A 26,279-nucleotide genomic window follows, 5' to 3' on the forward strand; every position below is an offset into this window, starting at 1 on the left:
CCTAACTTAGATATTTTCTTGCTCCGAGTCGAAAGAAATATCTAGTAAGCTATTTTTTAGAGAATCAATATTTTTTTGTAATTCGGAAACTATGGTTCTTCTGGCTACAGCCATCACCCCAGCAACATGGGCTTGACTTCCAGCCTTCCCCAAATGCTTATATTTACTTAGCTTGGGGGTATCACCTGTGGTGGGAAAAGTGGGTGAAGGAGCTTGTAGTTTATAGTACCAGTAGGCTTTTTGGGGCTGTCGGACTTGATAACGTGCTACCCAAGCATCTTCCGGAGCGAGTTCCCCTTGACCCTCGAAGAAACTTTTGTAGGTTTCGAGGCTGGCAATCGCCGTCTGTAAACGAGTTATTCTCTGTAGTTTATCTTGTTGTGACTGACTTGAAACTCTTCTACCCATTACTCTCAATCCCCATGGGACATCTATTCGCGATTATAACTCGCGAATACAGTCAAAGGAAGAGAGAATTTTTAAGGGCTTAAATAGCTAGTTGACCATTGAGATAGGCACAACGCAGTTGTAAGATATTAGCAACATTCTCTGGTCGCCACTGGGCTCCGGTTAATTTAACTCGGTGGCTGATTTGTTTGACAGCCGATTCCACCGCTCCGCTTCCAATTGAACAAATTTGCTCCCGTTGGAAAGAGTGATAATTGATTAACCTTTTACGGTGTTTTTTGAGATAGCCAATAAAGTTAGTTCCACCCACTGGCTTCGCCAACTTAAGCAACTTCATTGCCTCAGACACCTGTCCTTTCCACAGGTAAGCCTCTAACTGTTCTTTGATTGATTTATTTGTTTCTATTTTATGAATGTTTTCGGTTAAGTGATACCAGTCCAGGATTTCAATTCGATGCTGAGGCTCACCAATAAGAGCAAATATATTCCAGATGCCATCATGTCCATCTCCCAAGCAGTATAAGGGTACGGTCAAGTTTTGACTGTTTATCCAATCAGTTAAAGATAGATTGTCTTGAAAGAAGGCTCCGTAATAAATCCCTTGTAAGCGAGCTGTTTTGTATTCTTGCCAAACACTAGGTTCTCCTTTAACTTCCGTCCTTAAGCGAATTTTTCCGCCATCAACACTTACTTCGGATAACCCTTGTTTTAGATCAGGAGGTGGTAACTCAATTTGGTTAACTTTTCGTTCGCGTAGCGTGGCCAAAGGCCAATGTTGAGTGGAATGACCAACTTTGAGTCCAGTTAAGAGATATAAATCCGTTTCTGCATTGTGATAAGATTCATTGGCACTCAAGAGAAGACAGCATTTTTCCAACAGAGGACTATGTCGCGTTAATGGTTATATTCCCAAAGCATCTGCTTGTTTTTTCGTAATCTTCAGTTTTCCGAGACAACTTTTAATGGTTCGGGTTTTACCTCGTTGGGTATTGGTCTTTTTTGTGATAAAAAAAAGGCAATTTTGGGACTGACGTGTTCTAAAACTTGCTTCCTGACTGCAATTTCAATATCTGCCAGGGTTTCCAAGCTATCCGTGTCAGTATTGTTGTACAGGATCTCGCTGGCTCGTTTTAAACAAGCTTCTAGTTCTTCCCGTTCGGCTTTCTTCATAATCAAAGCGTATGAACATCTACCTCTGTATTCTACCAGCCTAAGTAGTTGAGCCTTACAATGGGGTTTAACTTCGCGAGCAATACTCGCGAAATTAAACCCCACCCTCTTCTTGTATTTTCCAAAATGGGATGCTCCCACATCTTCAGCAAATTTTTTAGAGACTAGGTTTAACCATTCTGTATTGACTCTGGGGATTAAATACCATAAAGTTTTTCCAGTCTTAGGTTGGACAAATCCATAGACATACAACCATTGATAACGATGTTGAACAATCGCCATTGGTCTTTCTCCTATTTTCGACCATCCCTTTTTTAAGATTGGTTTTAAACCGACTCTGAAGGGGGAACCCTTAACCGTTTATGGTGATGGTTCACAGACCCGCAGTTTCTGCTATGTCTCCGACTTAGTAGAAGGACTAATGCGACTTATGAATAATGACCATACCGGACCGATTAATCTCGGAAATCCTGGAGAATACACTATATTAGAACTCGCTCAGGCAATTCAGAAAATGGTGAATCCTGATACAGAAATTATCTTTAAGCCTCTACCTCAGGATGACCCCCGACGTCGTCAACCAGACATTAGTAAAGCTAAAACTTTACTAGGTTGGGAACCTACTATTCCTTTGTCAGAAGGGTTAGATTTGACAGTATCCGATTTCCGTAAGCGTTTAACTGCTCAAGAGTAAAACAATCAGATTTAATTAAATCAATCAACCTCGGGTCAGGGGGCCAATACTATCTTTGGCTCCAACCGTGAGACTTCCCTAACCTTTACTAACCATTGAAGTTTATATTAATTGAGGCATAGGTCCATGCGCGTTTGTGTGATTGGTACAGGATATGTGGGCTTAGTAACTGGCGCTTGCTTAGCCCATATCGGTCATAATGTAATCTGTGTAGACAACAACGAAGAAAAAGTTAAGCTGATGAAATCTGGACAGTCTCCCATCTATGAACCGGGACTGTCGGAAATAATGCAAGAGTCAGCTAATGCAGGTAGAATTGAGTTTACCACAGATTTGGCGGCTGGGGTAGAGCATGGGGAAATTTTATTCATTGCAGTGGGAACTCCCCCCCTACCTACCGGAGAAAGTGACACTCGTTATGTGGAAGCGGTTGCCAGAGGGATTGGCTCCCATCTCAAGGATGGTTACAAAGTAATTGTTAACAAATCAACGGTACCCATTGGTTCTGGAGATTGGGTACGCATGATTGTCCTAGATGGGGTAGCTGAACGCCAGAAATCTTTGGTAACTGCAGGAGGGCAAGCTGAAACTGAAGCAGCAGAAGACATTACAGCGGATTTTGATGTGGTCAGTAATCCAGAGTTTCTCCGAGAAGGGTCAGCAGTTTACGATACCTTTAATCCAGACCGTATTGTCCTAGGAGGCAATAGCGAACAAGCGATCGCAATGATGAAGGAACTGTATCAACCAATTGTCGAACGTCAGTTTGCCGAAGACAAATCCCTTCCCCCAGTTTCTGTACTAGCTACAGACCTCAGCTCAGCTGAAATGATTAAATATGCGGCTAATGCCTTTTTGGCTACTAAAATTAGCTTTATTAATGAAATTGCCAATATTTGCGATCGCGTCGGTGCTGATGTTACCCAAGTTGCTCAAGGAATTGGTTTAGATTCCCGCATTGGCAACAAGTTTTTACAAGCAGGAATTGGCTGGGGTGGTTCTTGCTTCCCCAAAGATGTCTTAGCACTACTCCATACCGCTGAAGATTACGGTTATGAAGCAGATTTGCTTAAAGCCACTGTCAGTGTCAACAAACGCCAACGTCTACTTGCGGTTGAAAAACTCCAGAAAGAGCTGAAAATCCTCAAAGGTAAAACAGTGGGCCTGTTGGGTTTGACCTTTAAGCCCAATACTGATGATATGCGGGATGCTCCTGCTCTAAATCTGGTGGAAGAACTAAACCGACTCGGAGCCAAGGTCAAAGCCTATGACCCAATTATTTCCCAAACTNTTAACAAGCTAAAATACTATCGCCGTGTTTTTAGCCGTTTTGATAAAACTGACGAATGTTATCTGGGTTTTGCAGAGTTCGCCTCTGCTCTCATCTGGTTACGTTAGCTATGTCAACAGAACCTAGTAATTTAGTGGTGCGCCGGGGTTTACCCGAACAGATTATCCCATCTTTAGCAAAAGAACTAGGAATCTCAGCAGTTTACTATCACCGGGAAGTCACCTCAGAAGAGTTAGCCGTCGAATCCGCACTCAAAAAGGCGCTTGCTCAAATTGGCGTAAAAGTCAAGTCGTTTTGGGGCACTACCCTATTCCACATCGATGAATTGCCCTTTGGTATTCCCCACATTCCCGAAGTATTTACCCAATTTCGCAAGCAGGTGGAGAAATCTTCCACAGTTTATCCCACCTTCCCCACTCCCAAAACTCTACCACCCTTACCTAAAGTAGATGTTGGTGAACTGCCTCAGTTAGCTGACTTGGGACTTGAGCCACCAGTCCCTGATCAACGGGCAGTGTTAAAGTTCAAAGGTGGGGAAGCAGCTGGACTAGCCAGAGTAGATGACTATTTCTGGGAAAAAGACTGTCTTAAGCGTTACAAACAAACCCGAAATGGCATGTTGGGAGCAGATTACTCCTCCAAATTCTCCCCCTGGCTAGCTTTGGGTTGTCTATCGCCTCGTTATATCTATCAACAGGTTCAGGAGTACGAAACACAACGGGTTAAAAACGACTCCACCTATTGGTTAGCTTCCTCCGCGAGAAGCCCCACAACGAACATGCGCAGCATGAGTGTGGGATGAATCGCGGACAGGATCTATTGGATCTGGGAAGCGAGCTATTAAACTTCTGATCAGCTCGGACTGGGTCATTCCACGTCTATTCGCTTCTTGTTCCAATTGCCTTCTTTCAAACTCAGTAACTCTAATTGTCAATTTTTTATTTTTTATTTTCACTTGCCATTTGGCCGTACTTATGTTAATATTATTATAGGTCGATAAAGCTAAATAGCAAGTCAAATGAGAATAGCTTATCAGTACCGACTAAAACCTACAAAACAGCAAAAGGCCAAGATAGATCACTGGCTTTCAATGTTGTGCGCTCAATATAACTATCTGTTAGCTGATCGGTTTCGCTGGTACGATCATAATCGCTGTTCCATTAACGCTTGCCCCCTTGTTTGCCATCTTCCCGAATTAAGAGATAACCCGAACTACTATAGCCAAAAGAAAACTTTACCCAACCTCAAAAAAACTCATCCTTGGTACAAGGATATACATTCACAGGTGCTTCAGGATGTCGTTAAACGGGTAAAACTAGCTTTCGACCGATTTGTCAAAGGAGATAAAAATGGGAACAGGAGCGGTAGACCCAGATTCAAAAAACAACACCGCTACCGCACCTTTACTTATCCCCAGATCAAAGAGGGATGCTTAGAGGGCGACCTAATCGACTTACCTAAGATAGGAAAAGTCAGAATTGTTTTACATCGTCCTGTTCCTGATGGATTTAAACTAAAAACAGCTTCAATTACCATAAAGTGTGACGGGTATTATCTGGTTTTGTCTCTAGAGGATAAAACTGTTACCGAAGTTAAACCTAACATTAATCCTGATTCAATAGTCGGTATCGATGTTGGTCTTAAGGAGTTCTTGACTACTTCCGAAGGAGAAACTATTGGGATTCCACAATATTACCGAAAGTCTCAAAAAAGACTGAGGGTTATACAGAAAAGGGTATCTCGGAGGAAAAAAGGAAGCAAAAATAGACTCAAAGCGATTAAACAGCTTGGCAGGCAGCATAAAAAAGTAGCAGACAAACGGAAAGACTTCCACTTTAAGACCGCTAATTATTTGCTGTCAAAATATGATATAATAGCTCACGAAAAACTGAACGTAAAGGGACTGGCTAAATCCCGATTAGCTAAATCTGTGTTAGATGCTGGGTGGTCAAGCTTTCTGACAATTCTGACAAACAAAGCCGAAAATGCTGGTTTGTTGGCGGTTCCAGTAAGCGCCCATAATACTTCACAGAATTGCTCCAATTGTGGAAAGAAAGTTCCTAAAAAGCTGCATGTCCGGTGGCACGATTGCCCTCACTGCGGTTGTAGTTTGGACAGAGATCATAATGCAGCAATAAACATAAAAAATAGAGCGGAAGGGCAGTCCGTTCTTAAAGCCCAGCGCCTCCTAAGGGATACCCGGATTGGCTGGGAAGCCTACACTGAACCTGAAAGGTCAGTGTAGGAGCTGTCACTCTTTGAGTTACTGTGGCGCGACTATTTCCGATTTATCTGTGCCAAGCATGGTAATCGAGTATTTCGCCAATCTGGATTACAAGGAGTAAGCATACCATGGAAGGTGGACTGGAAGAGATTTGACCTGTGGACTGAGGGAATGACTGGTTTTCCCCTAGTGGATGCCAATATGCGGGAATTAAAAGCCACAGGCTTTATGTCCAATCGGGGTAGACAAAATGTTGCCAGTTTCCTGACCAAGAATCTGGGGATAAACTGGCAGATGGGAGCGGAGTGGTTTGAGTCGCTGTTGATTGATTATGATGTGTGTAGCAATTGGGGCAACTGGAACTACACAGCTGGGGTAGGCAATGATGCTCGGGGTTTTCGCTATTTTAATATTCAGAAACAATCCAAAGATTATGATCCCCAGGGACAATACGTAAAACATTGGCTACCAGAACTTACTTCTGTCCCTGCCAAGAAAGTCCATCAACCCTGGACATTATCATCGGATGAGCAAAAGCGCTATGGGCTAAGAATAGGGGTAGACTATCCTCAGCCTGTAGTGGATTTGTGGAAGTCAGTCCAACAAAATGAGAAGGTCTACAATGCTGCTCTTAGCCGTCGGTCTTAGGCGTTGGTACAGCATTCTATGGGCTTTTCTTTTCGATGAAGTATTTCCAGTTGAGTGTTGACAGTCAACAGTTAACCTTCAACACTCAATTAGTCAGCCATCAATTAGGCAGCCATCAATTTTTCCCTTTCCCTGTTGATGTTGATCAAAACACAGATAGACAGGATTATATCCTTGAACTTCCCCAACCTAAGAGGATGGGGATTCCCAGGCACAACCAAATAGATTGTTATCTCCTAGGGCGTAACTTTCCCCTGCACCGGGGGTAGCTGAGTAAGGTCAATTCCCAGTTTTTTAAGACCTTTCTCTTTTATCTTAACACTATTTGAAAGGGAAAAGAATACCCCATAGTATTAGTTTGGGGTATTCTTTTCCCTCTCAAACTCTCCCTTTTGATAAAACTGTGCCATCTATCTGTGTTTAGCAATCCTGGTTGGATTCCTTTTTTCCCGTACTCAGTTCTCAGGTCACGGCAGTGGTAACTTAAGGGCAGGGTGAGATTCTGAAGGACGAATTCGGTATTTAACCAGATTGGCGAGATCTTGTAGTTGACCAATGGCTTCAGCACCTTCCAACTTCATCAGTTCTCGGTCATCGCGCATTTCAGTCCAAGTGATCCCGTAATCTGAAACCAAAAATCGAATCAGGTGATTGTCCCCCAAGCTAACCATAAACGATGCGCTATTCATCTGACCACCACAGGTGTAGCAGGACGCTAAATAGCCTTGGTTTTCTAGTACAATTGCCAACGCCTGGAGATTCATTACTAAATCTCTGACAAATTGACGGTGCTCCTCTGCAAGTCGTATAAACACGTCTGTTCTCCAAACACCACTCCTAGATTTTAGAGCTTATATTCTTTCTTAAAAATTTAATCTTCATCTTTCAAGATAAATCAGGATAAAATTGGGGGATTTTTTCTAAAAAATAGACTCTTGTAAATCTTTTCCTTAATCTCTTGCCTTGTTCTATCCCAAAATAAACCTGTCGGTCAAGGCAAATTGGCTCCCTTGTCACAATTTTCATGAGTCAAGGGATATACATTAGTAGTTTCTATATGTTTATCGAAATTCTTTAACTAACCTAACTACCGGTTGAAGTGCAACCGATAGTTACGTTTGATTAGCGAGCCTTAGATGTTAATTTACTTGCCACCAACCAAATCCAGGTCCTATAAATCTAACCGTTAGCCAGAAGACAATCATAAACACAATACCAGCCCAAGCTCCCCTAGTGGTCCATTTAACAAACTGCTCACCCTGACTTTTAGTTATCGGGAGCCATGGAAATATGTTGGCTTCTTTCCCGTAGTCTTCTCCCAGTGCTGCTTTACGGCGTTTTGCTTCACCCATAATCGTTTTTAATCACTCAGTGATAATCATAACCTATGCATTGAACAATGGTGGGCGTGAGCAGAGATGGTGTATAATTTCTTAACTTTAGGGGATGATCAGCATTGGCAACCTCAATAAATTTACTAAGTCGCCAACAGTATCATCACGGCTGCCCTTATCCCCCCGAAGATCGGGGGGCAGGTAAAAGGCAAAGGGATTAGGATAATTTCTTCACCGTTTTATCAGTGTGGTGCCACCTTTTACCTTTTACCTTCAAATTACCTTCAAACCTGTACCTCTTCCAGCATCAATTTAGAACGCTTGAGTTCTTCTGAAAGGGGAACAGGGTAATGACCTGTGAAACACGCAGAGCAGAAACTCTTGGAGTCTTTCCTTGTGGCTAGCATCATGCCCTCCCAACTCAGATAAGCGAGGGAATCCACACCAATATAATTGGCTATTTCTGCCACTGACTTGGTGGCGGCAATCAGTTGCTGTTGGTTATCCGTGTCTATTCCAAAGAAGCAAGGATGAGTGACTGGGGGCGAGGAGACTCGCATATGTATCTCAGCCACACCTGCATTACGCAAAGCTTTGATAAGTTTGCTGCTGGTGTTTCCTCGAACAATGGAGTCATCTACTAGTACCAGTCGTTTACCAACTAAGACATCTTTGAGGGGATTAAGTTTCATGCGGATGCCAGTTTCTCGCATACTCTGAGTGGGTTGGATAAAGGTACGACCCACATAGCGATTTTTAATCAGTCCCTCTCCGTAAGGAATACCGGACTCTCGGGAAAAGCCGATAGCTGCAGGGACACCGGAATCGGGTACAGCAATCACCATGTCCGCATCTGGTGTTGACTCTCTTGCCAGCTGACGCCCTAGGCGTAACCGATAGCTAAACACAGTTTCATCATCCATTACGCTATCAGGGCGAGCAAAGTAAATCATCTCAAAGATGCAAACTTTGCGCTCTGGCTTTTGACTCCAGTGGAAGGAAGCAATGCCTTCGTCATTAATCCACACTAATTCTCCCGGTTCCACATCCCGCAGATACTCAGCACCGATAATGTCTAAACCACAGGTTTCTGATGCTAGGACATAGCCCCCAGAATTCTCACCTAAGGTGCCAATCACTAGAGGGCGAATGCCATTGGGGTCACGAACACCCATTATTCCAGCGGGTGTGCCAATCACTAAACTAAACGCTCCTTGGCAAGATTGAAAGGCACTCACTGCTGCTTCCAACCACCCTTTGCCATGGTTAACCTCTGTCGCGATCGCTAGGGCGATTAGTTCTGAATCCGTAGTGGTCATCAAGTTCGAGTTATGCTTTAGTAAATCATCACGTAATTGCATAGTGTTGACCAAGTTACCGTTATGAGCCAAAGCCAAGGGTCCTAAGGGAGTTTCCACTACGGCTGGTTGAGCATTGGCGATGTGGCTAGAGCCAGTGGTAGAGTAACGGTTATGACCAACTGCTATCTGACCAGGTAGCTGAGCCAAAATTTCTTCATTAAAGACCTGGGAGACTAGCCCCATATCCTTGTAGACATGCAGCTGCTTGTCATCAAAGGTAACAATCCCTGATGATTCCTGACCTCGGTGCTGTAGGGCAAATAGACCAAAGTAAGTCAGCTTAGCGACATCTTGCTCTGGTGCATAGATACCAAAGACTCCGCAAGCTTCCTCTGGCTTGTCCAAGTGCTGGGGATAGTCATCCTTGGACTGATCACAATATTGGTCAGAGGAAAGGGATTGGTTGGGCTTCATAACTATTATGGCTTGCTCCTAATTGCGGCATGAAGTCGGTGGAACCTAAATCCTCTGAGGATTGGTTCTGTATATTTAATTAAACTTAATGTTTCCTTAACGATATCACCTATAGGATATTATTGTGCTTCAATGTCGGCAATTGCTGGATATTCCTATGGCGGTTACTGCATTTTGCCCCCCGAAACCAAAGCTAAAACATAGCGCCTGCCTGACTTGGCACTGACGCGCTATAGTTACGAAATCCAAATCCCATTCCGGTTCCCTCAACCCAATACAAGGGGGTAGGACTTGGTGTTTTAAAGCCATTAGACACAAAGCAGTACCAATGGCTCCAGAAGCACCAAGAGTGTGACCAGTGGCTCCTTTGGTAGAACTGATTGCCACCCCTTGGGGAAATAGCTGCTGAATCAGCTGCGCTTCATTCTGGTCATTAAGTTTGGTTCCGGTACCGTGGGTATGGATATAATCAATATCTGTAGGAAATAGGTGGCTGCGGTCTAGACATTGTTTGATAGCTGCGATCGCACTCTGTCGATCTGGGTTAGGTGTACTGACATGATAAGCGTCCGAGGTCAAGCCAAACCCCAGTAATTTTCCATAGATAGGCGCTGCTCGACGATCAGCCAAATCCTCTGACTCCAATACCAATACAGAACCTCCCTCTGCCAACACCAAGCCTTGACGTTGCTTGTCAAAGGGGTAAGCACCAGTTTTTGCTAGAGCCCCCATTTTAGTAAATCCGGCTAGGGTTAGGGGAGTAATTGGTGCTTCTACAGCACCAGCAATGACTCGTTGGCATTGACCGGTTTGAATCAATTCAAATCCTTGAGCGATCGCCCAAATTCCTGTTGCACAAGCTGCCATTGGTGCTAGGACTGGCCCAAAGGAACCAATGTAATGGGCAGCAGCAATAGCTGGTTGATGGGGTAGAGTGTCTAACCAATGCTCTAGAGTTAAGATTTCATTTAAGCTATCGAAGCGGGGATACTCTGGTTCGGTGTCGAGTTTCCCATGACTAGTCATCTGCTCCTGGGCTAGTTGCTCCCAAGCTGCCTGACAGCTACGACTGGAACCAATCACCACACCACAATCCTTTAGAGGGATGGTTAAGTTAGCATCTTCAATAGCATCTGCTACAACCTGGTAGGTCAGCTGTTCAATAGAAGCTGGTGTCTGACCAATCATAGCCAACGGTAGAGGTGATAAATTGGCAAAGGGTCGATACCAGCTAATAGCTGACTCACTGTTTAGCAAATGCTGCCAACTGGGTTTGAGGCGACCTAAAGCAGATACTAATCCAATCCCAGTAACGCATACCTCCACGAATTCGTTTAAAGATCGTTAATCGTTATCTTAAGGTTTCTTCAGGTTTTCGATGCCTTTAGTGACCTTGACTGATTCAATGCGATCGCCTTGCTGAATTTTGTTTACCACATCCATACCTTTAGTGACTTTGCCAAATACAGCATAGTCCCCATCCAAGAAAGGCAGCTCTGCTAGGGCAAAGTAAAACTGTGAAGAGGCTGAGTCTGGCATTTGGGAACGAGCCATGGCCACAGCACCAGGAGTATGAGTCAACTCAGGATCACCAGGAATTCCGGCTGCCTTAAAGGTTTTGCTGTATATGGGTTGCTCTGCCCCCTTCGGCTTAATTTCTAATGGAATGTAGCGAGTTTCCTTCGTTTGTGGATCGATGAACCCCCCTGTGCCCAGACGCTCTACTGGGAATTTTGGGTTTTTCCCTTGGGGATCACCACCTTGGACAACAAATGGTTGAGGTTCCCTTACCACTCGGTGAAACACTAGTCCGTCATAAACACCCTTTTGAACCAGATCCACAAAGTTGCCAGCTGTAATCGGGGCATTGGTGCCATCAACTTCAATAGTAATCGGGGAGCCTTTTACCCTCAGCTCAACAGTAGCTTCTTTGTCTAGTCGCGGTAAATTGCTGAATTGGGGATTGCTGCTGGTCTCAGAAGGAGTAGGGTTGTTTTCGGGAGTTGATGATTCCGTTGAGTTCGACGTTGAGCCACTGCATCCTGCTATTACCAGAGCTAACACTACTAACATCACAGATAGCCAGCGCCGGATATTCTTAATCATGCTTACTATAACTATATCTTTTTTTATTGGCAATTTACAAACCTTCCAGGGGAACTCCTAAGAAACGAGCCAGCTCTGCTCCCTGATTCTCTAATTCCAAAAGGGAGATGGGTTGACCGACACGAGTTAGAGGAACTTCCCGGCGATCCTTAGTGCGCACGTAGAGGACTCGGCGTGGATTTAGACCTTCTTTGATGTCTACTCGAATCGACTGGACATCTTCTGTACGGCAACTGAATTCGACTTCACGGTTTTTACCGGGAAAGCCAGACCGCACTACTCTCACCATACCTGTTTCTTGGTTAAATTCATTGTAGCCTCCGCCGATATCCCAATAAATGGTTAGCCATAGGTAGAGAGATAGCAACAGTGCAGCAACACCATAGAACCCCATTGCTACCCCCTGAGGGATAAAAATTAGGTTGGTTGCATCTCCAATCGGGAGTAGATCCATGTTGAGATAACTCGAAAGCCCTGCCAGGAAAAATCCTATACCTCCTATAGATACAGCTCCTGCCACTAAATAGTTGCTCAAACGGCGAGAGCCAAGAACCGATTGTCGAAGTACCAGGTTTTCCAGTTGGTTGGTCGATGCTGCCATGAGAAGATGTGGTTGCCTCTAAGAAATCTGACTTGACAATAGTGCTGAGTCCGAGAGTATATCAGTTGATTTATGGATACTCCAGGGAGCTCATCTAGAACTTGTATCACATTTTTGACCAAGACAGGGAAATTATGTAACTTTTGACACCAAATCTAAAAAAAATCTGAGGAGTATGTGTAATTTTGTAAAATTTTTGGTATTTATTATTATTGTATGTAACGTTTGTAACCCCAGTCTCCTTATGGGAGAATCAAGTCAAGCGTTAAACTGTGTGATAGTTTAAGAAACATTAAGTCACCACAGCCTAACCTGATAGCCTGTGGCATCCCGTTAAAAGACAATCCTGTAAGAGTTCAGTGACTCTTGCCTCACTGAACTCTAAGGGAAATCCACCTCTAGAAGGGTGGGAGTGTCGCTAAAAAGACGTAAAAACGTCCCAATTTTGAATCCTTGCAAATCGTTATATGTATGAGGATTTGAATCTATGACAGTAGCAGTAGGACGCGCCCCCAGCACCAGAGGATGGTTTGATATCCTCGATGACTGGCTCAAGCGCGATCGCTTTGTATTCGTCGGCTGGTCCGGCATTCTGTTGTTCCCCTGTGCCTACATGGCTTTAGGGGGCTGGCTGACTGGCACCACCTTTGTAACCTCTTGGTACACCCACGGCTTAGCCTCTTCTTACCTAGAAGGTTGTAACTTCCTGACCGTAGCAGTATCCTCTCCTCCTAACAGTCTGGGACACTCCCTGCTGCTGTTGTGGGGACCAGAAGCTCAAGGAGATTTGACTCGCTGGTTCCAACTAGGAGGGTTGTGGAGCTTCGTGGCATTCCACGGAGCATTTGGTCTGATTGGGTTCATGCTGCGGCAATTTGAAATTGCGCGTCTAGTAGGCATCAGACCCTACAACGCGATCGCATTCAGTGCGCCGATTGCAGTATTTGTCAGCGTGTTCCTGATGTACCCATTGGGACAGTCGAGCTGGTTCTTTGCTCCTAGCTTCGGAGTAGCAGGTATCTTCCGTTTCATCCTGTTCCTGCAAGGCTTCCACAACTGGACACTGAATCCCTTCCACATGATGGGGGTAGCCGGGGTACTCGGTGGTGCTCTGCTGTGTGCCATTCATGGGGCAACGGTAGAAAATACTCTGTTCCAGGATGGTGACAAAGCCAATACCTTCCGGGCGTTCAACCCCACCCAAGCGGAAGAGACCTACTCAATGGTCACCGCTAACCGCTTCTGGTCTCAAATCTTCGGAATTGCTTTCTCCAACAAGCGCTGGTTACACTTCTTCATGTTGTTTGTGCCAGTAACAGGCTTGTGGATGAGTGCAGTAGGAATTGTAGGTTTAGCATTGAACCTGCGAGCCTATGACTTCGTGTCCCAGGAAATCCGGGCAGCAGAAGATCCAGAATTTGAAACGTTCTATACCAAGAACATTTTGCTAAATGAGGGTCTGCGGGCTTGGATGGCTCCAGCAGACCAACCTCACCAAAACTTTGAGTTCCCTGAGGAGGTACTACCGCGTGGTAACGCTCTCTAATAATATTGGTATGGTTGCGGGCAATCGCGACCAAGAATCTTCCGGTTTCGCCTGGTGGTCTGGTAATGCCCGTCTGATCAACCTCTCCGGTAAGTTGCTGGGAGCTCATGTTTCCCATGCTGGCCTGATCGTTTTCTGGGCTGGCGCAATGACCCTATTTGAGGTTGCTCACTACATTCCCGAAAAGCCTGTGTTCGAGCAGGGATTGATTCTAATCCCTCACATGGCTACTTTAGGTTGGGGTGTTGGTCCTGGTGGCGAAATTGTTGACACTTTCCCCTACTTTGTTATTGGTGTCCTACACCTGATTTCTTCTGCCGTATTGGGCTTTGGCGGTATTTATCACGCCGTTCGTGGTCCTGAAGCCTTAGAAAGTTATTCTAACTTCTTTGGTTACGACTGGAAGGATAAGAACAAGATGACTAGTATCATCGGGTTCCACCTGATCATCTTAGGATTGGGTGCCTTCTTGCTGGTGATCAAGGCTATGTTCGTCGGCGGTGTTTATGACTCTTGGGCACCGGGTGGTGGTGCTGTTCGTTTGATCACTAACCCAACCCTGAACCCTGGTGTGATCTTCGGCTACTTAGTCGATGCTCCCTTCGGTGGTGAAGGTTGGATTATTGGTGTCAACAACATGGAAGACATCATCGGCGGTCATATCTGGATTGGTCTGATCTGCATCTTTGGTGGTGTATTCCACATTCTGACTAAACCCTTCGGCTGGGCTCGTCGTGCCTTTGTCTGGTCTGGAGAAGCTTACCTCTCCTACAGCTTAGGTGCCTTGTCCATGATGGGCTTCATTTGCTCTTGCTACGTGTGGTTCAACAACACCGCTTATCCTAGCGAGTTCTATGGTCCTACCAATGCTGAAGCGTCTCAAGCTCAGTCTTTCGTATTCTTAGCCCGTGACCAACGCCTAGGTGCTAACATTGCGTCTTCCCAAGGGCCTACTGGTCTGGGTAAATACCTGATGCGCTCTCCTACTGGTGAAATCATCTTCGGTGGTGAAACCATGCGCTTCTGGGATTTCCAAGGTCCGTGGTTGGAGCCTCTACGGGGTCCCAATGGTCTGGATGTTAACAAGCTCAGAAATGACATTCAGCCTTGGCAGCTACGTCGTGCTGCTGAGTACATGACCCATGCTCCTAACGGTTCCATCAACTCTGTAGGTGGTATTATTACTGAGGCAAATTCCTTCAACTATGTCAACCCTCGTGCTTGGTTGGCTAGTTTCCACTTTGTGATGGCTTTCTTCTTCCTAGTTGGTCACCTCTGGCACGCTGGTCGTGCACGGGCTGCCGCTGCTGGATTCGAGAAAGGTATTGAGCGTGAAACTGAAGCAGTACTTAGTATGCCTGACCTTGACTAGGTGATTGGATTGAGTGAATAACTCAATACTAAATCAGACTAAGAAAGGCTAATTAATGGCTAATTAATGGCTAACTAATAGCTAAGTGATTTTTACAGCTCCTGTACTCTACAGGAGCTTTTTTTTGGAACAGTCTTGTCCGGAACTTCTGTCTAAGTTGGTCATTGATGTATGCAGGTCATGGGTAAGCTGTGCAGCTCCTTTTTTAACTGACTTGGTACTATAATCTGCTACACTAATCGGAGATCCAACAGTAACTGTGACATCACAACCCCATGTAGGGATAGGCTGGCTATAATTAAGAGAAATCGGTACAATATTGAGACCAATACCAGGGTGAGATGATTCTACCTGCAAGGCAATACGAGCCATACCAGGTTTTAAGGGGTTTACTTCACCATTACGGAAGATATTGCCTTCAGGAAACATTACCAGTGCTTCGCCATTACTCAGGAGTTCCACAGTGTGGCGGATACTGCTAATTCCTCCACGTCCAGTATTTACGGGGAACCCTCCTAGGCGACGGATAAACCAACCCTGTAGGCCATAGATTTCATTGGCTGAGACCATATACCGCAAGTCACGTCCGGTTACGGGTTTACCAACGGCGTAAGGAACCATTAACGCATCCCAACGAGAGCGATGGGTGGGAGCTAAAATAATAGGACCTGTCTTAGGAACGTTCTCTTGCCCTGTTACGGTAAGTTGACCAAAATGAAACGGAATGACAACACGCCGTGCTAAGGGATAGATAATGTTAATTAACCCGTGGCAAATACCAGAATCTACAGACATGGCTTTTATGGGGTTACCGTGATCGTTACCATAATCAGAAGTGCTTTTTAGCGTTGTTGTCATTGGTCAATCCTACTTACTGCAAGTAGAGCTAAACTATGAATGATCAAGGGTTTTTACTAAATCCTTAACCTTCACTTCTACTGTATGTGGTTTCGAACTCAATATTTGACACTCACAGGACACTTCTTGTGGTGTCATGCCCTTGTCTGTTGGCTATCTATAGGAAGGCTATTAATGGTGTGGCTGAAGTTAACTTGCTAAAGTTAATCAGTTTTAGGGGTAAGGGAGCAGGGAGCAGGGAGTAGGGAGTAGGGAAAGAGAGGGAAGTGTTGGAAGTGTTGGTAGATTGGGAGATCGGTAGATCGGGAGATCGGGAGTCAGATCAGCAACTCCATGAAGACTGCGGAGGTATAGCAGAAGTCAGAAGTCAGAAGTCAGAAGTCAGAAGTCAAACTCTTGCGCTTACTTAGGTTTGAGACTTTTGTCATGTCCGCGCCTGCCCTGGCGACTGCTATACAAAGAATTTTTGCCCAGGTTCGACTTCCCTGTTCTTTCTTCCCTGTTCCCTACTCCCTACTCCCTACTCCCTAAAACCCCAAGGGTGTCAGCAACTCACCCAAGGTCGAATTGCTATTGTCTTTTGCGTCGCTCGGTAAACCAAGATTGTAACTGTTCCCGACAAACGGATTCCATAATTCCCGCTATTACTGGCAACCGGTGATTAGAACAAGCACTATCAGGAAGATTAGCAACGGTGCGAATGCTGCCAGTTTTAGGATCGTCCACACCATAAACCAGAAGACCGAGTCGTGCTAAGATAATCGCTCCGGCACACATGGGACAAGGTTCCAAGGTAACGTAGAGAGTGCAGGTATTAAGATGCCAGCTTTGCAGCTGTTGACCAGCAGCACGGAGTGCCAGGATTTCGGCATGAGCAGTGGGGTCTTTGTCCCGCTCTCGACGATTCTCTCCTGTAGCAATTAAGTTACCTTCACTGTCTACAATCACGGCACCCACTGGTACCTCACCCGCTTCACCAGCTTTCTGGGCAATCTCTATGGCAACACTCATCCATTTGCGATGGATGAGATAGGTGGGATCAATCGGGTTAGGTACTTCCATTCTAGGGAGTAGGGAGTAGGGAGTAGGGAGCAGGGAGCAGGGAAAGAGAGGGAGATGGGGAGATGGGGAGATGGGGAGATGGGGAGATAGGGAGATGGGGAGATGGGGAGATGGGGAGATGGGGAGATGGGGAGATGGGGAGATGGGGAGATGGGGAGATGGGGAGATGGGGAGATGGGGAGATGGGGAGATCAGGATTAAGGGTTAATTGTTTATTACTATTTTAAAATTTCAATTATTAATTGAAATCCATAAATATTGGATTTATTGTAACCATTTTATGGTGTATTTTTTGATTAGTAAACTAGATATATCACGAAAACTAATACTACTTAATCATAACACCAAAAACTACTCGAATATCTTTCCTACTATTCCCTGTTGCCTATTCCCTGTTCCCTGTTCCCTGTTCCCTACTCCCGATTCCCGATTCCCGATTCCCGATTCCCCAAAACTAATTATTCCCCGTTCATGTTATAGATCGGTTCATTGTAGCCATCGCCACCAAAAGACCGGATTATAACCACATCAACAGTGCGATCGCATTTACTGCAATCCCTAACTTCGTTAATCATCCACTGGATCGCTTCATCCACATCAGGACCACCACCACCCAAGTCAAAGGCCGGACCATCTAAAGACAGATCAACATTAGGAGATTGACTAATTTGATAGCGCTTGACCGTAGCAGCAGCAGGAAATGCTACCACTCCCAGCATGATCAGGAATACTAAAGTACTAATAACTAAACGTTTCACTATTTTTATCCACCCTGAAAGCTTAACCGTTCAACCTTAACTCTTCTATTCCGATCTTGGACTAAGTTGAAAAGTTAACTGTAAAGGTAGGGAACAGGAAACATCGGAGATCCCCCTAAATCCCCCTTAAAAAAGGGGGACTTTGAGTATGGCTCCCCCCTTTTTTAAGGGGGGCTGGGGGGGATCATAATCTTGCGGAAAACTTTGAAAACACTCCCTAGGGGGGCAAAATCATACCCAGAATCAGCAACGCCCTCTCTTCCCGATTCCCGATTCCCGATTCCCGATTCCCGATTCCCATTAGCTTGCTGCCTGAGTTAGCAAAGACTCCAATTGTCCCTTACCGTCTAAATCATACAACTCATCGCAACCGCCAATGTGTTGGTTATTGATAAAAATTTGGGGTACCGTTCGGCCTCCGTTGGCTCGTTCCGCCATCTGGTTTCTGGCATTGTCGTCCCCATCGATTTTATACTCGGTGTAGTCAACCCCTTTCCACCATAGCAATAGCTTCGCTCGGATACAGAAGGGGCAGGCTTGCCAGGTGTAAATTTCCACGTTGGCTTTCATATGTTCTGGGTTGCGTCCTAGGATGGGATTGAGAAAATCCAGCATTGTTGGGTAATCCTATGTTGTTTAATCCTAGTTCAAGATATACCATACTTACAGGATAGTTTAAATTAAGAAAAAGGAAAGAAATAAGATAACTTTTTGTGTTATTATAAATCAGTATTTAGTTTGATTATTTGTTTTAAAATACTATCTAGCCATGGTTGTAATCCTGTTTACAAAAACCCTATAATAATAATTGCTAAAATACTTGTTTGTAACGCTTTTTCATTCCACTCTATGGCCACCACCGACTGACATCTTGTATCGATTCAACAATTGCAGCCAGAGCTTCCTTGCCTCCCAAAGAGATAATAGTTGAACTTAGATCAACCAACTCTCTTAAGAAGAACTCGCGATCGCGACAAGCCAAGGTGTGAAGAAACTCTTGCCAAAGGGAAACGTCCTCTTGGAGGGAAAAGTTAGGATTTTCGATGAGTATACTGAAGGCTATGGCTCGGTGATACTCAGACTGAATTGCCCGTGCCGTTTCTAGGGCTTCTGGTAGGATTTCCGAGAAATGTCGTGCTAATATACTCACGGCATTGGCTCGCCAAAACTCATCGGTAAGTGCTCGTGCTGCATCTAGGGTTTCTGGTAGGATTTCCGGGAAATGTCGTGCTAGTTCACTCAGGGCATCGGCTCGCCAAAACTCATCGGTAATGGCTCGTGCTGCATCTAGGGCTTCTGGTATAATTTCCGGGAAATGTTGTGCTAGCCTAATCAGGGCTGTGGCTAGAGAAAACTCATCAGTAATAGCCCGCGCGGCATCTAGGGCTTCTGATAAGATTTGAGGCAACTGTGGTGCTAGCCTAATCAGGGCATGGGCTCGGCTCGACTCATCGGTAATGGCTCGTGCCTCTTCTAGGGCTTCTGGTAAAATTTCCGGTAATTTTGGCGCTAGTTCACTCAGGGCATAGGCTCGGTCTCTATCATTGATAATGGCTCGTGCTGCGTCTAGGGCTTCTGGTAAAATTTCCGACAACTGTGCTCCTATTTCATTCAAGGCATTGGCTCGATCTGTGTTATCGGTAATAGCCCGTGCCACTTCTAGGGCTTGTGAGAGTAGTGTTTCCCCCAACTGTGGTGCTAGTTTACTCAGTAATATAGCTCGCTCTTTGTTATCGGTAATGGCCTGTGCCGCTTCTAGGGCTTGTGGGAGCAACATTTCCGGCAACTGTGGTGCTAGTTTACTCAGGCCATGGCCTCGGCTGAACTGACTGGTAATGGCTCGTGTCGCTTTTAGAGCTTCTGGTAAGATTTCCGGAAAATGTGGTGCTAGTTCACTCAAGGCCTCGGCTCGGCTCGACTCATCGGTAGCTTGTGCTGCCTTTATCACTTCTGGTAAAATTTCTGGCAAATGCCGTGCTAATCTACTCAAGGCTCTGGCTCGGTCTGACTGATTGGTAAGTGCCCGTGCCGCTTCCAGAGCTTCTGGTAAAATTTCCGGCAATTGTGGTGCTAGTTCACTTAGGGCATAGCCTCGGTCTCTATCATTGGTAATGGTCCGTGCCGCGTCTAGGGCTTCTGGTAAGATTTCCGGCAACTGTGGTGCTAGTTCACTCAGGGCATAGGCTCGGTCTCTATCATTGGTAATGGCTCGTGCGGCTTCTAGGGCTTCTGGTAAAATTTCGGGCAACTGTGGTGCTAGTCGAATCAGGGCATCGGCTCGGTCTCTATCATTGGTAATGGCTCGTGCGGCTTCTAGGGCTTCTGATAAGATTTCCGGCAATTGTGGTGCTAGTCGAATCAGGGCATAGGCTCGGTCTCTATCATTGGTAATGGCTCGTGCTACTTCTAGGGCTTCTGGTAAAATTTCCGGCAAATATGGTGCTAGTCCACTTAGAGCTCTGGCTTTACTTGACTTATCGGTAATTGCCCGTGCGATTTTGAGGGCTTCTGAGAGTAATGTTTCCGGTAACTTTGGGGCTAGCTCTTTTAGTGCTTCTGCTCGATTATGAGGATTTTGTATGTGTTGAAGGTAAGCCAAAGCTTGAACTGGAGTCCAGATCTTTTTCTCTACCAGGGCTGCCATCAACTCTCCTGGTATATGCCCTAGCAAACTACTCACAGAAGACACCATCAAGGCATAACGGCACTGCAAACTAATAGAACGAGTTGGTGAAGAGGAAAAAGCCTCTTCTGCTAACTGCCAAGCCTTGGCCACATCCTTAACAAAGCCCCCCAGTTTATCCAGACGTTCACAGGTTTCATACCAACCATTGCGTCCAGCTTCTGTTTCCTCCTGCAGCAGCTGGTGTACTTCCTCTACCCAACCGGCTTTTTCTAAATGCCAGGTCAGATAACTGTGACTATAGCCATCATCCGGTAGGGTGTGCCATAACCCGTTTTGGGTTTTTTGGCGATAGCGCTCTAGGAGTTGACCATGGGCTTGGGGCCAGGTTAATCCCAAACCCGGTAAGCTTCCCTCTCCCCCTGTAGCTGCTTCAGCAGTTAGTAACCGACGGGCCATGTCATGAACTAAGTCATGGAGCTGATAGGTGGGACTGCCATTAGTGGATTTACCAGAGAGCAGTAGAGCCTTAGATTTAAAATACTGTAAGGTTCTTCTTGCTTCTCGTGGACTTACATCCCACAAGGTTGTCCCTAAAGCCGGAGTAATCGAGACATCTTCTGGCAACACACCCAACCAGGCAAATTGCTGAAATTTTTCCGATGGTAGTCGTCGTAAACTGAGATTAAAGGATGCCACTAGGCTATAGTGCTTGCGTCGCTTTTCCTCAACCTCTTGGGCACCTGGTAAATCTAAGGTTTCCAACCGGGCAATTTCCGTTTGTAGGTCAGTCAGTAACTCCTGCCAGGAAATACCATCTGCTATTTGTGCTGCCGCTAACTCCAGGGCTAGGGGTAAGTAGCCCACAGTTGTGGCTAGGGCTTGGGCTTGTTTGCGGTCTGACCCCGTAAGTTTAGAACCCCCATAGTCTTCCAGTAACGCTAAGGCTTGTGAGGGACTCATCACATCTAAATCATAGCGAGTCACTCCCACAATTTGAGCTTCACGAGTTGTCACTAACACCCGGCACTTAGCACCACCAATCCGAAACGGTTGCACATGGTCTGGGTTCCAAGCGTCATCTACCACTAGCAGCGTAGCCTTTTCAAACAGCAAGGTTTGTAAATGTCTAGAAGCAGCATTAGTATTAGTGGGTTTATAGTCATGGTCGCCCAGTGCTTGGATCCAACTACTGAGGAAAGACAGCAAATCTGGCTGCTGACCCAAGGTTGCCCAGAGAATACCATCGCCAAAATGAGTCTGTACCTCTGGATCATGGGCAATAGCAGCAGCCAAGGTAGATTTACCAATACCCCCTAACCCATAAATGGCGCTAACCACCAGAGTTCCGGTCTTAGCTGTCTGCTCTGACAGTAAGGATTGCTTCAGGGATTGGCTTACCTCTGGGCGCTGGATAAAGTAAGGTGGTAAGGGTGGGGCTTGAAAAGGAACCCCTGGCTTACGGCGAAGGGATTGGCACCTTTTGGGAGTAGTAGCAGTTGCTTGTTCTTGCTGTTTGGATTTCTCTGGTCGTTTATTGTTCCACTCTTGCTTAAATATTTCTAGGTTTGTGGCTAGGTCTGGAGCGTAGAGTGTCAGGGTAAAATGCCTTTCTTCTGTTCCTTTTTTCTTGACACGGTTGTCTTCTAAAATTCCTAAGAAGTCTTCCATCCGCTGCAACGCTTCTACCACTTGACGCTTGCTGAGACTACCTGGATAGTTATCGTTCTTGGTGAGTTGGATTAAATATCTGGTCTGAGTTTCAATTACTAGTTCTGGAGGAGTTGAGGTTTTCTCTATCCAACGGAATTTAATATCGGGATTCCCCTGATTAGCTATGTCTTGGGCAAAAGAGACTAATGCTTCAAATAGACGCAGTGCTCTGGCTTTAACTTTAGGACCTAAAGTACGTCTGGGCATGCTATTGGGGGATGGGCAAGGAAAAAAAACTTGAGGGTTAGGGTAGGTTTTCCCACAATTGAAGAAGCTACCCTCAACTAGTTTAGCCTTGATACACGGTGGTTGTAGCTACCCTCAACTAGCTGTTGCTTGTAGACACTACCCCCAGGTCACTATGGATTCAGTTAGGTAATCGAAGCAATACCATGAATGACCTCAAAGAGCAAGTCGTTGATAATCAAGGAGTTGACACCATAGCATTAGTCGAAGAACCACAGCCCCTAATGGAAAATCCTGCACTCTGGCTCAAGGATGGGGACAGTCCAGCAGAAATGATTTTAGCGATCGCAGTGTTAGTGGGAGCATTGACTAGATTGATCCAGGTGGTGGGTCCTTGGTTTAAGAAGCAGGATGGGTGATCCCCCCTAACCCCAAAATTTTGGGTAGTAATGATATCAAAGTCCCCCAGAATTGGGGGATTTAGGGGGCAAACAAGAAATAGGCAGTGTGGGTGATCCCCCCTAACCCCCCTTAATAAGGGGGGAATTTGAAACTAAGGAGGGAAAAGGGTTTCAGTCACTGTTCCCGATTCCCGATTCCCGATTCCCGATTCCCGATCCCGATTCCCGATTCCCGATTCCCGATTCCCGATTCCCGATTCCCGATTCCCCGTTCCCTTCTACGAAATACCACCCTCTGATAGACTTAAGAACTGTAAACAAATAATTAAGAAAATAAGCTCATCTAGCTTTTGGGAGAACGGGCGCTTTGGAAAATACACTAGGTTTAGAAATTATAGAAGTCGTAGAAAAAGCTGCGATCGCATCCGCCAAATGGATGGGTAAAGGGGAAAAAAACACTGCTGACCAAGTGGCTGTAGAAGCCATGCGGGAGCGGATGAACAAGATCTATATGCGGGGTCGGATTGTAATTGGAGAAGGGGAGCGGGATGATGCTCCCATGCTCTACATTGGTGAAGAAGTTGGGATTTGCACCCAAGAGAATGCTGCCGACTTCTGTAACCCAAGTGAGCTGATCGAAATTGATATTGCGGTTGACCCCTGCGAAGGCACCAACCTAGTTGCCTATGGCCAAAACGGTTCAATGGCAGTGCTAGCTATTTCCGAGAAAGGTGGTCTATTTGCTGCTCCTGACTTTTACATGAAGAAGCTGGCAGCACCACCCCAAGCATTGAATCATGTGGATATCAACAAGTCCGCAACGGAAAATCTGCAAATCCTCTCCGATTGTCTAGAGCGCTCCATTGAAGAACTAGTGGTGGTTGTGATGGACCGTTCCCGTCACAAGGACTTGATCCAGGAAATCCGGGGAGCTGGTGCTCGGGTGCGACTGATTAGTGACGGTGACGTTTCCGCCGCCATCTCCTGTGCCTTTTCTGGTACCAATATCCATGCCTTGATGGGAATCGGTGCTGCACCGGAAGGGGTAATCTCAGCAGCAGCAATGCGTGCCTTAGGGGGACACTTCCAAGGTCAGCTGATCTACGATCCTGCCATCGTGAAAACTGGTTTGATTGGGGAGAGCAAGGAAAGCAACATTGCCCGGCTCAACGAAATGGGCATTACCGATCCCGATAAGGTTTACAATGCTCAGGAACTAGCCTCTGGTGAGACCGTACTGTTTGCTGCTTGTGGTATCACCCCAGGAACCCTGATGGAAGGGGTTCGGTTCTTCCAAGGTGGAGCACGGACTCAAAGCCTAGTTATTTCCAGTCAGTCCAAGACCGCTCGATTTGTGGACACCGTCCATATGTTTGAACAGCCCAAGTATATCCAATTGAGCTAACTCTTAGGAAGAGGGTTGTAACCTTGTAGGTAAGCTATCAGCTATCAGCTATCAGCCGTCAGCCGTCAGCTGAATCCTTACCCCTGTAGCGCGTAGCCACAAGACCAGTTGAAGCGTGAAGGAAGGTTGAACAAATTAGTTTAACCCTTCCTTCAATTTCGTTGTAGGAAACATTTGGGCGTTGCTGATTATGGGTATGGTTTCGCCCCCCTAGCCCCCCAATTTTGGGGGGAATAAGACCTTCAAAGTCCCCCAAAGTTGGGGGATTTAGGGGGCTTTAACATGCACCAGATGATTGCGCATTCATTCCTTAATTCAGCAACGCCAACATTTGTACCGCGAAACCGATAAAGAATTACTAATATAACGGTTTTCAAACTAATAAAGTACACAATATTTTTTCCCTGTTCCCTATTCCCTATTCCCTATTCCCTACTCCTATCAAAACATTCCCATCAAAACCATGAACATTGCCGTAGTAGGTCTGAGCCACAAGACAGCACCGGTTGAAGTCAGAGAAAAACTGAGCATTCCAGAAGCCCAGTTAGAGACTGTGATGCCCCACTTATGTAGCTATCCTCATATAGAAGAGGTAGCGATACTGAGTACTTGTAATCGGTTGGAAGTTTATATAGTCACCACCGAAACTGATGCAGGAATTCGAGAATTGTGCCAGTTTCTGACAGAAAAAGCTGGCATTCCTCTAGCCAAGTTGCGCCCCCACCTATTTATTCTGTTGTATCAAGATGCAGTCATGCACTTAATGCGGGTTGCTGGAGGTCTAGATAGCCTAGTGTTAGGAGAAGGGCAAATTCTAGCTCAGGTCAAAACCACCCACAAACTTGGTCAGCAACACAAGGGAATCGGACGTCTACTGAATCGATTGTTTAAACAAGCAATTACAGCCGGTAAGCGAGTTCGCACGGAAACCAGTATTGGAACAGGGGCGGTCTCCATTAGCTCAGCAGCGGTAGAGTTAGCTCAGCAGAAGGTAGAGACCCTTTATGGCACCTCTTTGACCCCCTATAAAATAGCAATTATCGGTGCTGGCAAGATGTCGCGCTTGCTGGTGAAACATCTGCTGGCCAAAGGTGCCGTAGATATCTCAATTCTGAATCGTTCCACCAAACGGGCTGAAGAGTTAGCAAAAGCGTTTCCCAAAGCGGATCTAAAACTGGATTCGTTGTCAGATATGATGACAGTGGTTGCTCAGTCAGATATCGTATTTACTAGCACCGGTGCCACCGAACCACTGCTGACTCGGTCGAATTTAGAAGGAGTGTTGCAGACTAGCCAATCATTAATGCTAATTGATATTTCTGTGCCTCGTAATGTGGCAGCGGATGTTGATGAGCTAGAGACTGTCCACTCCTTCAACGTGGATGACTTAAAAGCAGTGGTAGCACAGAATCAGGAAAGCCGTCGTAAGATGGCCATGGAAGCAGAAGAACTCTTATACGAAGAAGTGGAAGCCTTTGACATCTGGTGGCGTTCCCTAGAAACCGTTTCTACCATTAGTAGCTTGCGCAGCAAGGTCGAAACCATCCGTGAGCAAGAGCTAGAGAAAGCTCTATCCCGTCTTGGGTCAGAATTTGCCGAAAAACATCAAGAAGTGATCGAAGCCTTAACCAGAGGGATTGTTAACAAAATCCTTCATGACCCGATGGTGCAATTACGAGCACAGCAAGATATTGAAACCCGACGCCTGGCGATGGAATCGTTACAAATGCTGTTTAATTTGGATACTGGCAAGCAAGCAATTTAGCAGCTTGTAGCTTGTAGGGTGGGCAAAAACAGTTTGGTTCAAATCAGTATTATAGATCACAGCACTTTGCCCACCCTACTGGCATGGGTATGTTTTTGAAACTTGTAGGGTGGGCAAAAACAGTTTGGTTCAAATCAGTATTATAGATCACAGCACTTTGCCCACCCTACTGGCATGGGTATGTTTTTGAAACTTGTAGTATGTTTTTGAAGCTTGTAGGGTGGGCAAAAACAGTTTGGTTCAAATCAGTATTATAGATCACAGCACTTTGCCCACCCTACTGGCATGGGTATGTTTTTGAAACTTGTAGGGTGGGCAAAAACAGTTTGGTTCAAATCA

The 26,279-nt window shown here is 45.7% G+C and carries 25 protein-coding genes and 3 pseudogenes; 15 read left to right on the forward strand and 13 right to left on the reverse strand.

Features of this window, described 5'->3' with window-relative positions; all coding sequences use genetic code 11:
• Positions 1–6 precede the first annotated feature (6 nt).
• Both F6K53_RS04390 and F6K53_RS04395 read right to left on the reverse strand, forming a co-directional pair.
• Positions 7–408, reverse strand: a complete 402-nt coding sequence (locus F6K53_RS04390; protein WP_293038794.1) for a transposase — start codon at positions 406–408, stop codon at positions 7–9.
• Between the two features lie 79 nt (positions 409–487).
• Positions 488–1,578 (reverse strand): annotated as a pseudogene (locus F6K53_RS04395) (ISKra4 family transposase).
• Between the two features lie 337 nt (positions 1,579–1,915).
• Here F6K53_RS04395 and F6K53_RS04400 point away from each other — a divergent pair.
• The 6 genes and pseudogenes from F6K53_RS04400 to F6K53_RS04425 form a co-directional block, all read left to right on the forward strand.
• Positions 1,916–2,272: pseudogene (locus F6K53_RS04400) on the forward strand (GDP-mannose 4,6-dehydratase); the annotation flags it as partial.
• Between the two features lie 126 nt (positions 2,273–2,398).
• Positions 2,399–3,670 (forward strand): nucleotide sugar dehydrogenase, encoded by a 1,272-nt coding sequence (locus F6K53_RS04405; protein ID WP_293079964.1) that lies wholly within the window; start codon positions 2,399–2,401, stop codon positions 3,668–3,670.
• Between the two features lie 2 nt (positions 3,671–3,672).
• On the forward strand, positions 3,673–4,365 hold the full coding sequence (locus F6K53_RS04410) for a deoxyribodipyrimidine photo-lyase (protein ID WP_364305147.1): 693 nt from the start codon (positions 3,673–3,675) through the stop codon (positions 4,363–4,365).
• A 216-nt stretch (positions 4,366–4,581) separates the two neighbouring features.
• The gene (locus F6K53_RS04415) at positions 4,582–5,808 is read left to right on the forward strand and encodes a transposase (protein ID WP_293072252.1); all 1,227 of its coding nucleotides are present in this window, start codon (positions 4,582–4,584) and stop codon (positions 5,806–5,808) included.
• 9 nt (positions 5,809–5,817) lie between these two features.
• Positions 5,818–6,435, forward strand: a pseudogene (locus F6K53_RS04420) (FAD-binding domain-containing protein); the annotation flags it as partial.
• Positions 6,436–6,470: 35 nt separating this feature from the next.
• The gene (locus tag F6K53_RS04425) at positions 6,471–6,704 is read left to right on the forward strand and encodes a hypothetical protein (protein WP_293072253.1); all 234 of its coding nucleotides are present in this window, start codon (positions 6,471–6,473) and stop codon (positions 6,702–6,704) included.
• A gap of 198 nt (positions 6,705–6,902) precedes the next feature.
• Here the strand turns inward: F6K53_RS04425 and F6K53_RS04430 are convergent, their stop codons facing one another.
• From F6K53_RS04430 to F6K53_RS04455, 6 genes are all read right to left on the reverse strand, one after another.
• Positions 6,903–7,250 carry a DUF1815 family protein gene (locus tag F6K53_RS04430; RefSeq protein ID WP_293018116.1) on the reverse strand — a complete coding sequence of 116 codons (348 nt, stop codon included), beginning with the start codon at positions 7,248–7,250 and terminating at the stop codon, positions 6,903–6,905.
• Positions 7,251–7,574: 324 nt separating this feature from the next.
• Positions 7,575–7,787 (reverse strand): DUF2839 domain-containing protein, encoded by a 213-nt coding sequence (locus tag F6K53_RS04435; RefSeq protein WP_075897373.1) that lies wholly within the window; start codon positions 7,785–7,787, stop codon positions 7,575–7,577.
• Positions 7,788–8,053: 266 nt separating this feature from the next.
• The gene (purF, locus tag F6K53_RS04440) at positions 8,054–9,544 is read right to left on the reverse strand and encodes an amidophosphoribosyltransferase (protein WP_293072254.1); all 1,491 of its coding nucleotides are present in this window, start codon (positions 9,542–9,544) and stop codon (positions 8,054–8,056) included.
• A 129-nt stretch (positions 9,545–9,673) separates the two neighbouring features.
• Positions 9,674–10,870 (reverse strand): beta-ketoacyl-ACP synthase, encoded by a 1,197-nt coding sequence (locus tag F6K53_RS04445; RefSeq protein WP_293072255.1) that lies wholly within the window; start codon positions 10,868–10,870, stop codon positions 9,674–9,676.
• 30 nt (positions 10,871–10,900) lie between these two features.
• Complete coding sequence (locus tag F6K53_RS04450) at positions 10,901–11,650, reverse strand: peptidylprolyl isomerase (protein WP_293071677.1); 750 nt, start codon at positions 11,648–11,650, stop codon at positions 10,901–10,903.
• 34 nt (positions 11,651–11,684) lie between these two features.
• On the reverse strand, positions 11,685–12,251 hold the full coding sequence (locus tag F6K53_RS04455; protein WP_293018122.1) for a photosystem I assembly protein Ycf4: 567 nt from the start codon (positions 12,249–12,251) through the stop codon (positions 11,685–11,687).
• Between the two features lie 487 nt (positions 12,252–12,738).
• On the opposite strand from F6K53_RS04455, the gene psbD reads away from it, so the two are divergent.
• Both psbD and psbC read left to right on the forward strand, forming a co-directional pair.
• Positions 12,739–13,797: a photosystem II D2 protein (photosystem q(a) protein) gene (psbD, locus tag F6K53_RS04460; protein WP_008183309.1), complete on the forward strand. Its 1,059-nt coding sequence runs from the start codon at positions 12,739–12,741 to the stop codon at positions 13,795–13,797.
• A 10-nt stretch (positions 13,798–13,807) separates the two neighbouring features.
• Complete coding sequence (gene psbC / locus F6K53_RS04465) at positions 13,808–15,169, forward strand: photosystem II reaction center protein CP43 (protein ID WP_293079996.1); 1,362 nt, start codon at positions 13,808–13,810, stop codon at positions 15,167–15,169.
• Between the two features lie 108 nt (positions 15,170–15,277).
• On the opposite strand, the gene F6K53_RS04470 is transcribed toward psbC, so the two are convergent.
• On the reverse strand, positions 15,278–16,027 hold the full coding sequence (locus tag F6K53_RS04470) for a 1-acyl-sn-glycerol-3-phosphate acyltransferase (protein ID WP_293079967.1): 750 nt from the start codon (positions 16,025–16,027) through the stop codon (positions 15,278–15,280).
• 266 nt (positions 16,028–16,293) lie between these two features.
• Between F6K53_RS04470 and F6K53_RS04475 the strand changes: the two genes are divergently transcribed.
• Positions 16,294–16,437, forward strand: coding sequence for a hypothetical protein (locus tag F6K53_RS04475; protein ID WP_293037058.1), 144 nt, complete (start codon positions 16,294–16,296; stop codon positions 16,435–16,437).
• Between the two features lie 160 nt (positions 16,438–16,597).
• Here F6K53_RS04475 and tadA read toward each other — a convergent pair whose 3' ends face one another.
• Entirely contained in the window at positions 16,598–17,089 is a 492-nt protein-coding gene (gene tadA, locus F6K53_RS04480; RefSeq protein WP_293071674.1) for a tRNA adenosine(34) deaminase TadA, read from the reverse strand.
• A gap of 70 nt (positions 17,090–17,159) precedes the next feature.
• On the opposite strand from tadA, the gene F6K53_RS04485 reads away from it, so the two are divergent.
• Entirely contained in the window at positions 17,160–17,297 is a 138-nt protein-coding gene (locus tag F6K53_RS04485) for a hypothetical protein (RefSeq protein ID WP_293079970.1), read from the forward strand.
• Between the two features lie 250 nt (positions 17,298–17,547).
• Here the strand turns inward: F6K53_RS04485 and F6K53_RS04490 are convergent, their stop codons facing one another.
• Positions 17,548–17,847, reverse strand: a complete 300-nt coding sequence (locus tag F6K53_RS04490) for a hypothetical protein (protein ID WP_293071672.1) — start codon at positions 17,845–17,847, stop codon at positions 17,548–17,550.
• A gap of 192 nt (positions 17,848–18,039) precedes the next feature.
• On the opposite strand from F6K53_RS04490, the gene F6K53_RS04495 reads away from it, so the two are divergent.
• Entirely contained in the window at positions 18,040–18,168 is a 129-nt protein-coding gene (locus F6K53_RS04495) for a hypothetical protein (protein ID WP_293071671.1), read from the forward strand.
• Here F6K53_RS04495 and grxC read toward each other — a convergent pair.
• Both grxC and F6K53_RS04505 read right to left on the reverse strand, forming a co-directional pair.
• The gene (gene grxC, locus F6K53_RS04500; protein ID WP_293067822.1) at positions 18,148–18,462 is read right to left on the reverse strand and encodes a glutaredoxin 3; all 315 of its coding nucleotides are present in this window, start codon (positions 18,460–18,462) and stop codon (positions 18,148–18,150) included. The genes F6K53_RS04495 and grxC overlap by 21 nt on opposite strands.
• Before the next feature lie 232 nt (positions 18,463–18,694).
• A complete protein-coding gene (locus tag F6K53_RS04505; RefSeq protein ID WP_293071670.1) occupies positions 18,695–22,390 on the reverse strand; it encodes an NB-ARC domain-containing protein in 3,696 nt (1,231 codons plus the stop codon).
• A 185-nt stretch (positions 22,391–22,575) separates the two neighbouring features.
• Between F6K53_RS04505 and F6K53_RS04510 the strand changes: the two genes are divergently transcribed.
• The 4 genes from F6K53_RS04510 to F6K53_RS04525 all read left to right on the forward strand — a co-directional run bounded on the left by F6K53_RS04510 (position 22,576) and on the right by F6K53_RS04525 (position 25,940).
• Entirely contained in the window at positions 22,576–22,788 is a 213-nt protein-coding gene (locus tag F6K53_RS04510; protein WP_293071669.1) for a hypothetical protein, read from the forward strand.
• A gap of 128 nt (positions 22,789–22,916) precedes the next feature.
• On the forward strand, positions 22,917–23,069 hold the full coding sequence (locus F6K53_RS04515) for a hypothetical protein (RefSeq protein ID WP_293071668.1): 153 nt from the start codon (positions 22,917–22,919) through the stop codon (positions 23,067–23,069).
• Between the two features lie 68 nt (positions 23,070–23,137).
• Entirely contained in the window at positions 23,138–24,175 is a 1,038-nt protein-coding gene (glpX, locus tag F6K53_RS04520; RefSeq protein ID WP_293018135.1) for a class II fructose-bisphosphatase, read from the forward strand.
• A gap of 463 nt (positions 24,176–24,638) precedes the next feature.
• The gene (locus tag F6K53_RS04525) at positions 24,639–25,940 is read left to right on the forward strand and encodes a glutamyl-tRNA reductase (protein ID WP_293039389.1); all 1,302 of its coding nucleotides are present in this window, start codon (positions 24,639–24,641) and stop codon (positions 25,938–25,940) included.
• The last annotated feature ends 339 nt before the right edge of the window (positions 25,941–26,279 follow it).

This window comes from Moorena sp. SIO4A1 (assembly GCF_010672065.1).
Lineage (GTDB): Bacteria > Cyanobacteriota > Cyanobacteriia > Cyanobacteriales > Coleofasciculaceae > Moorena.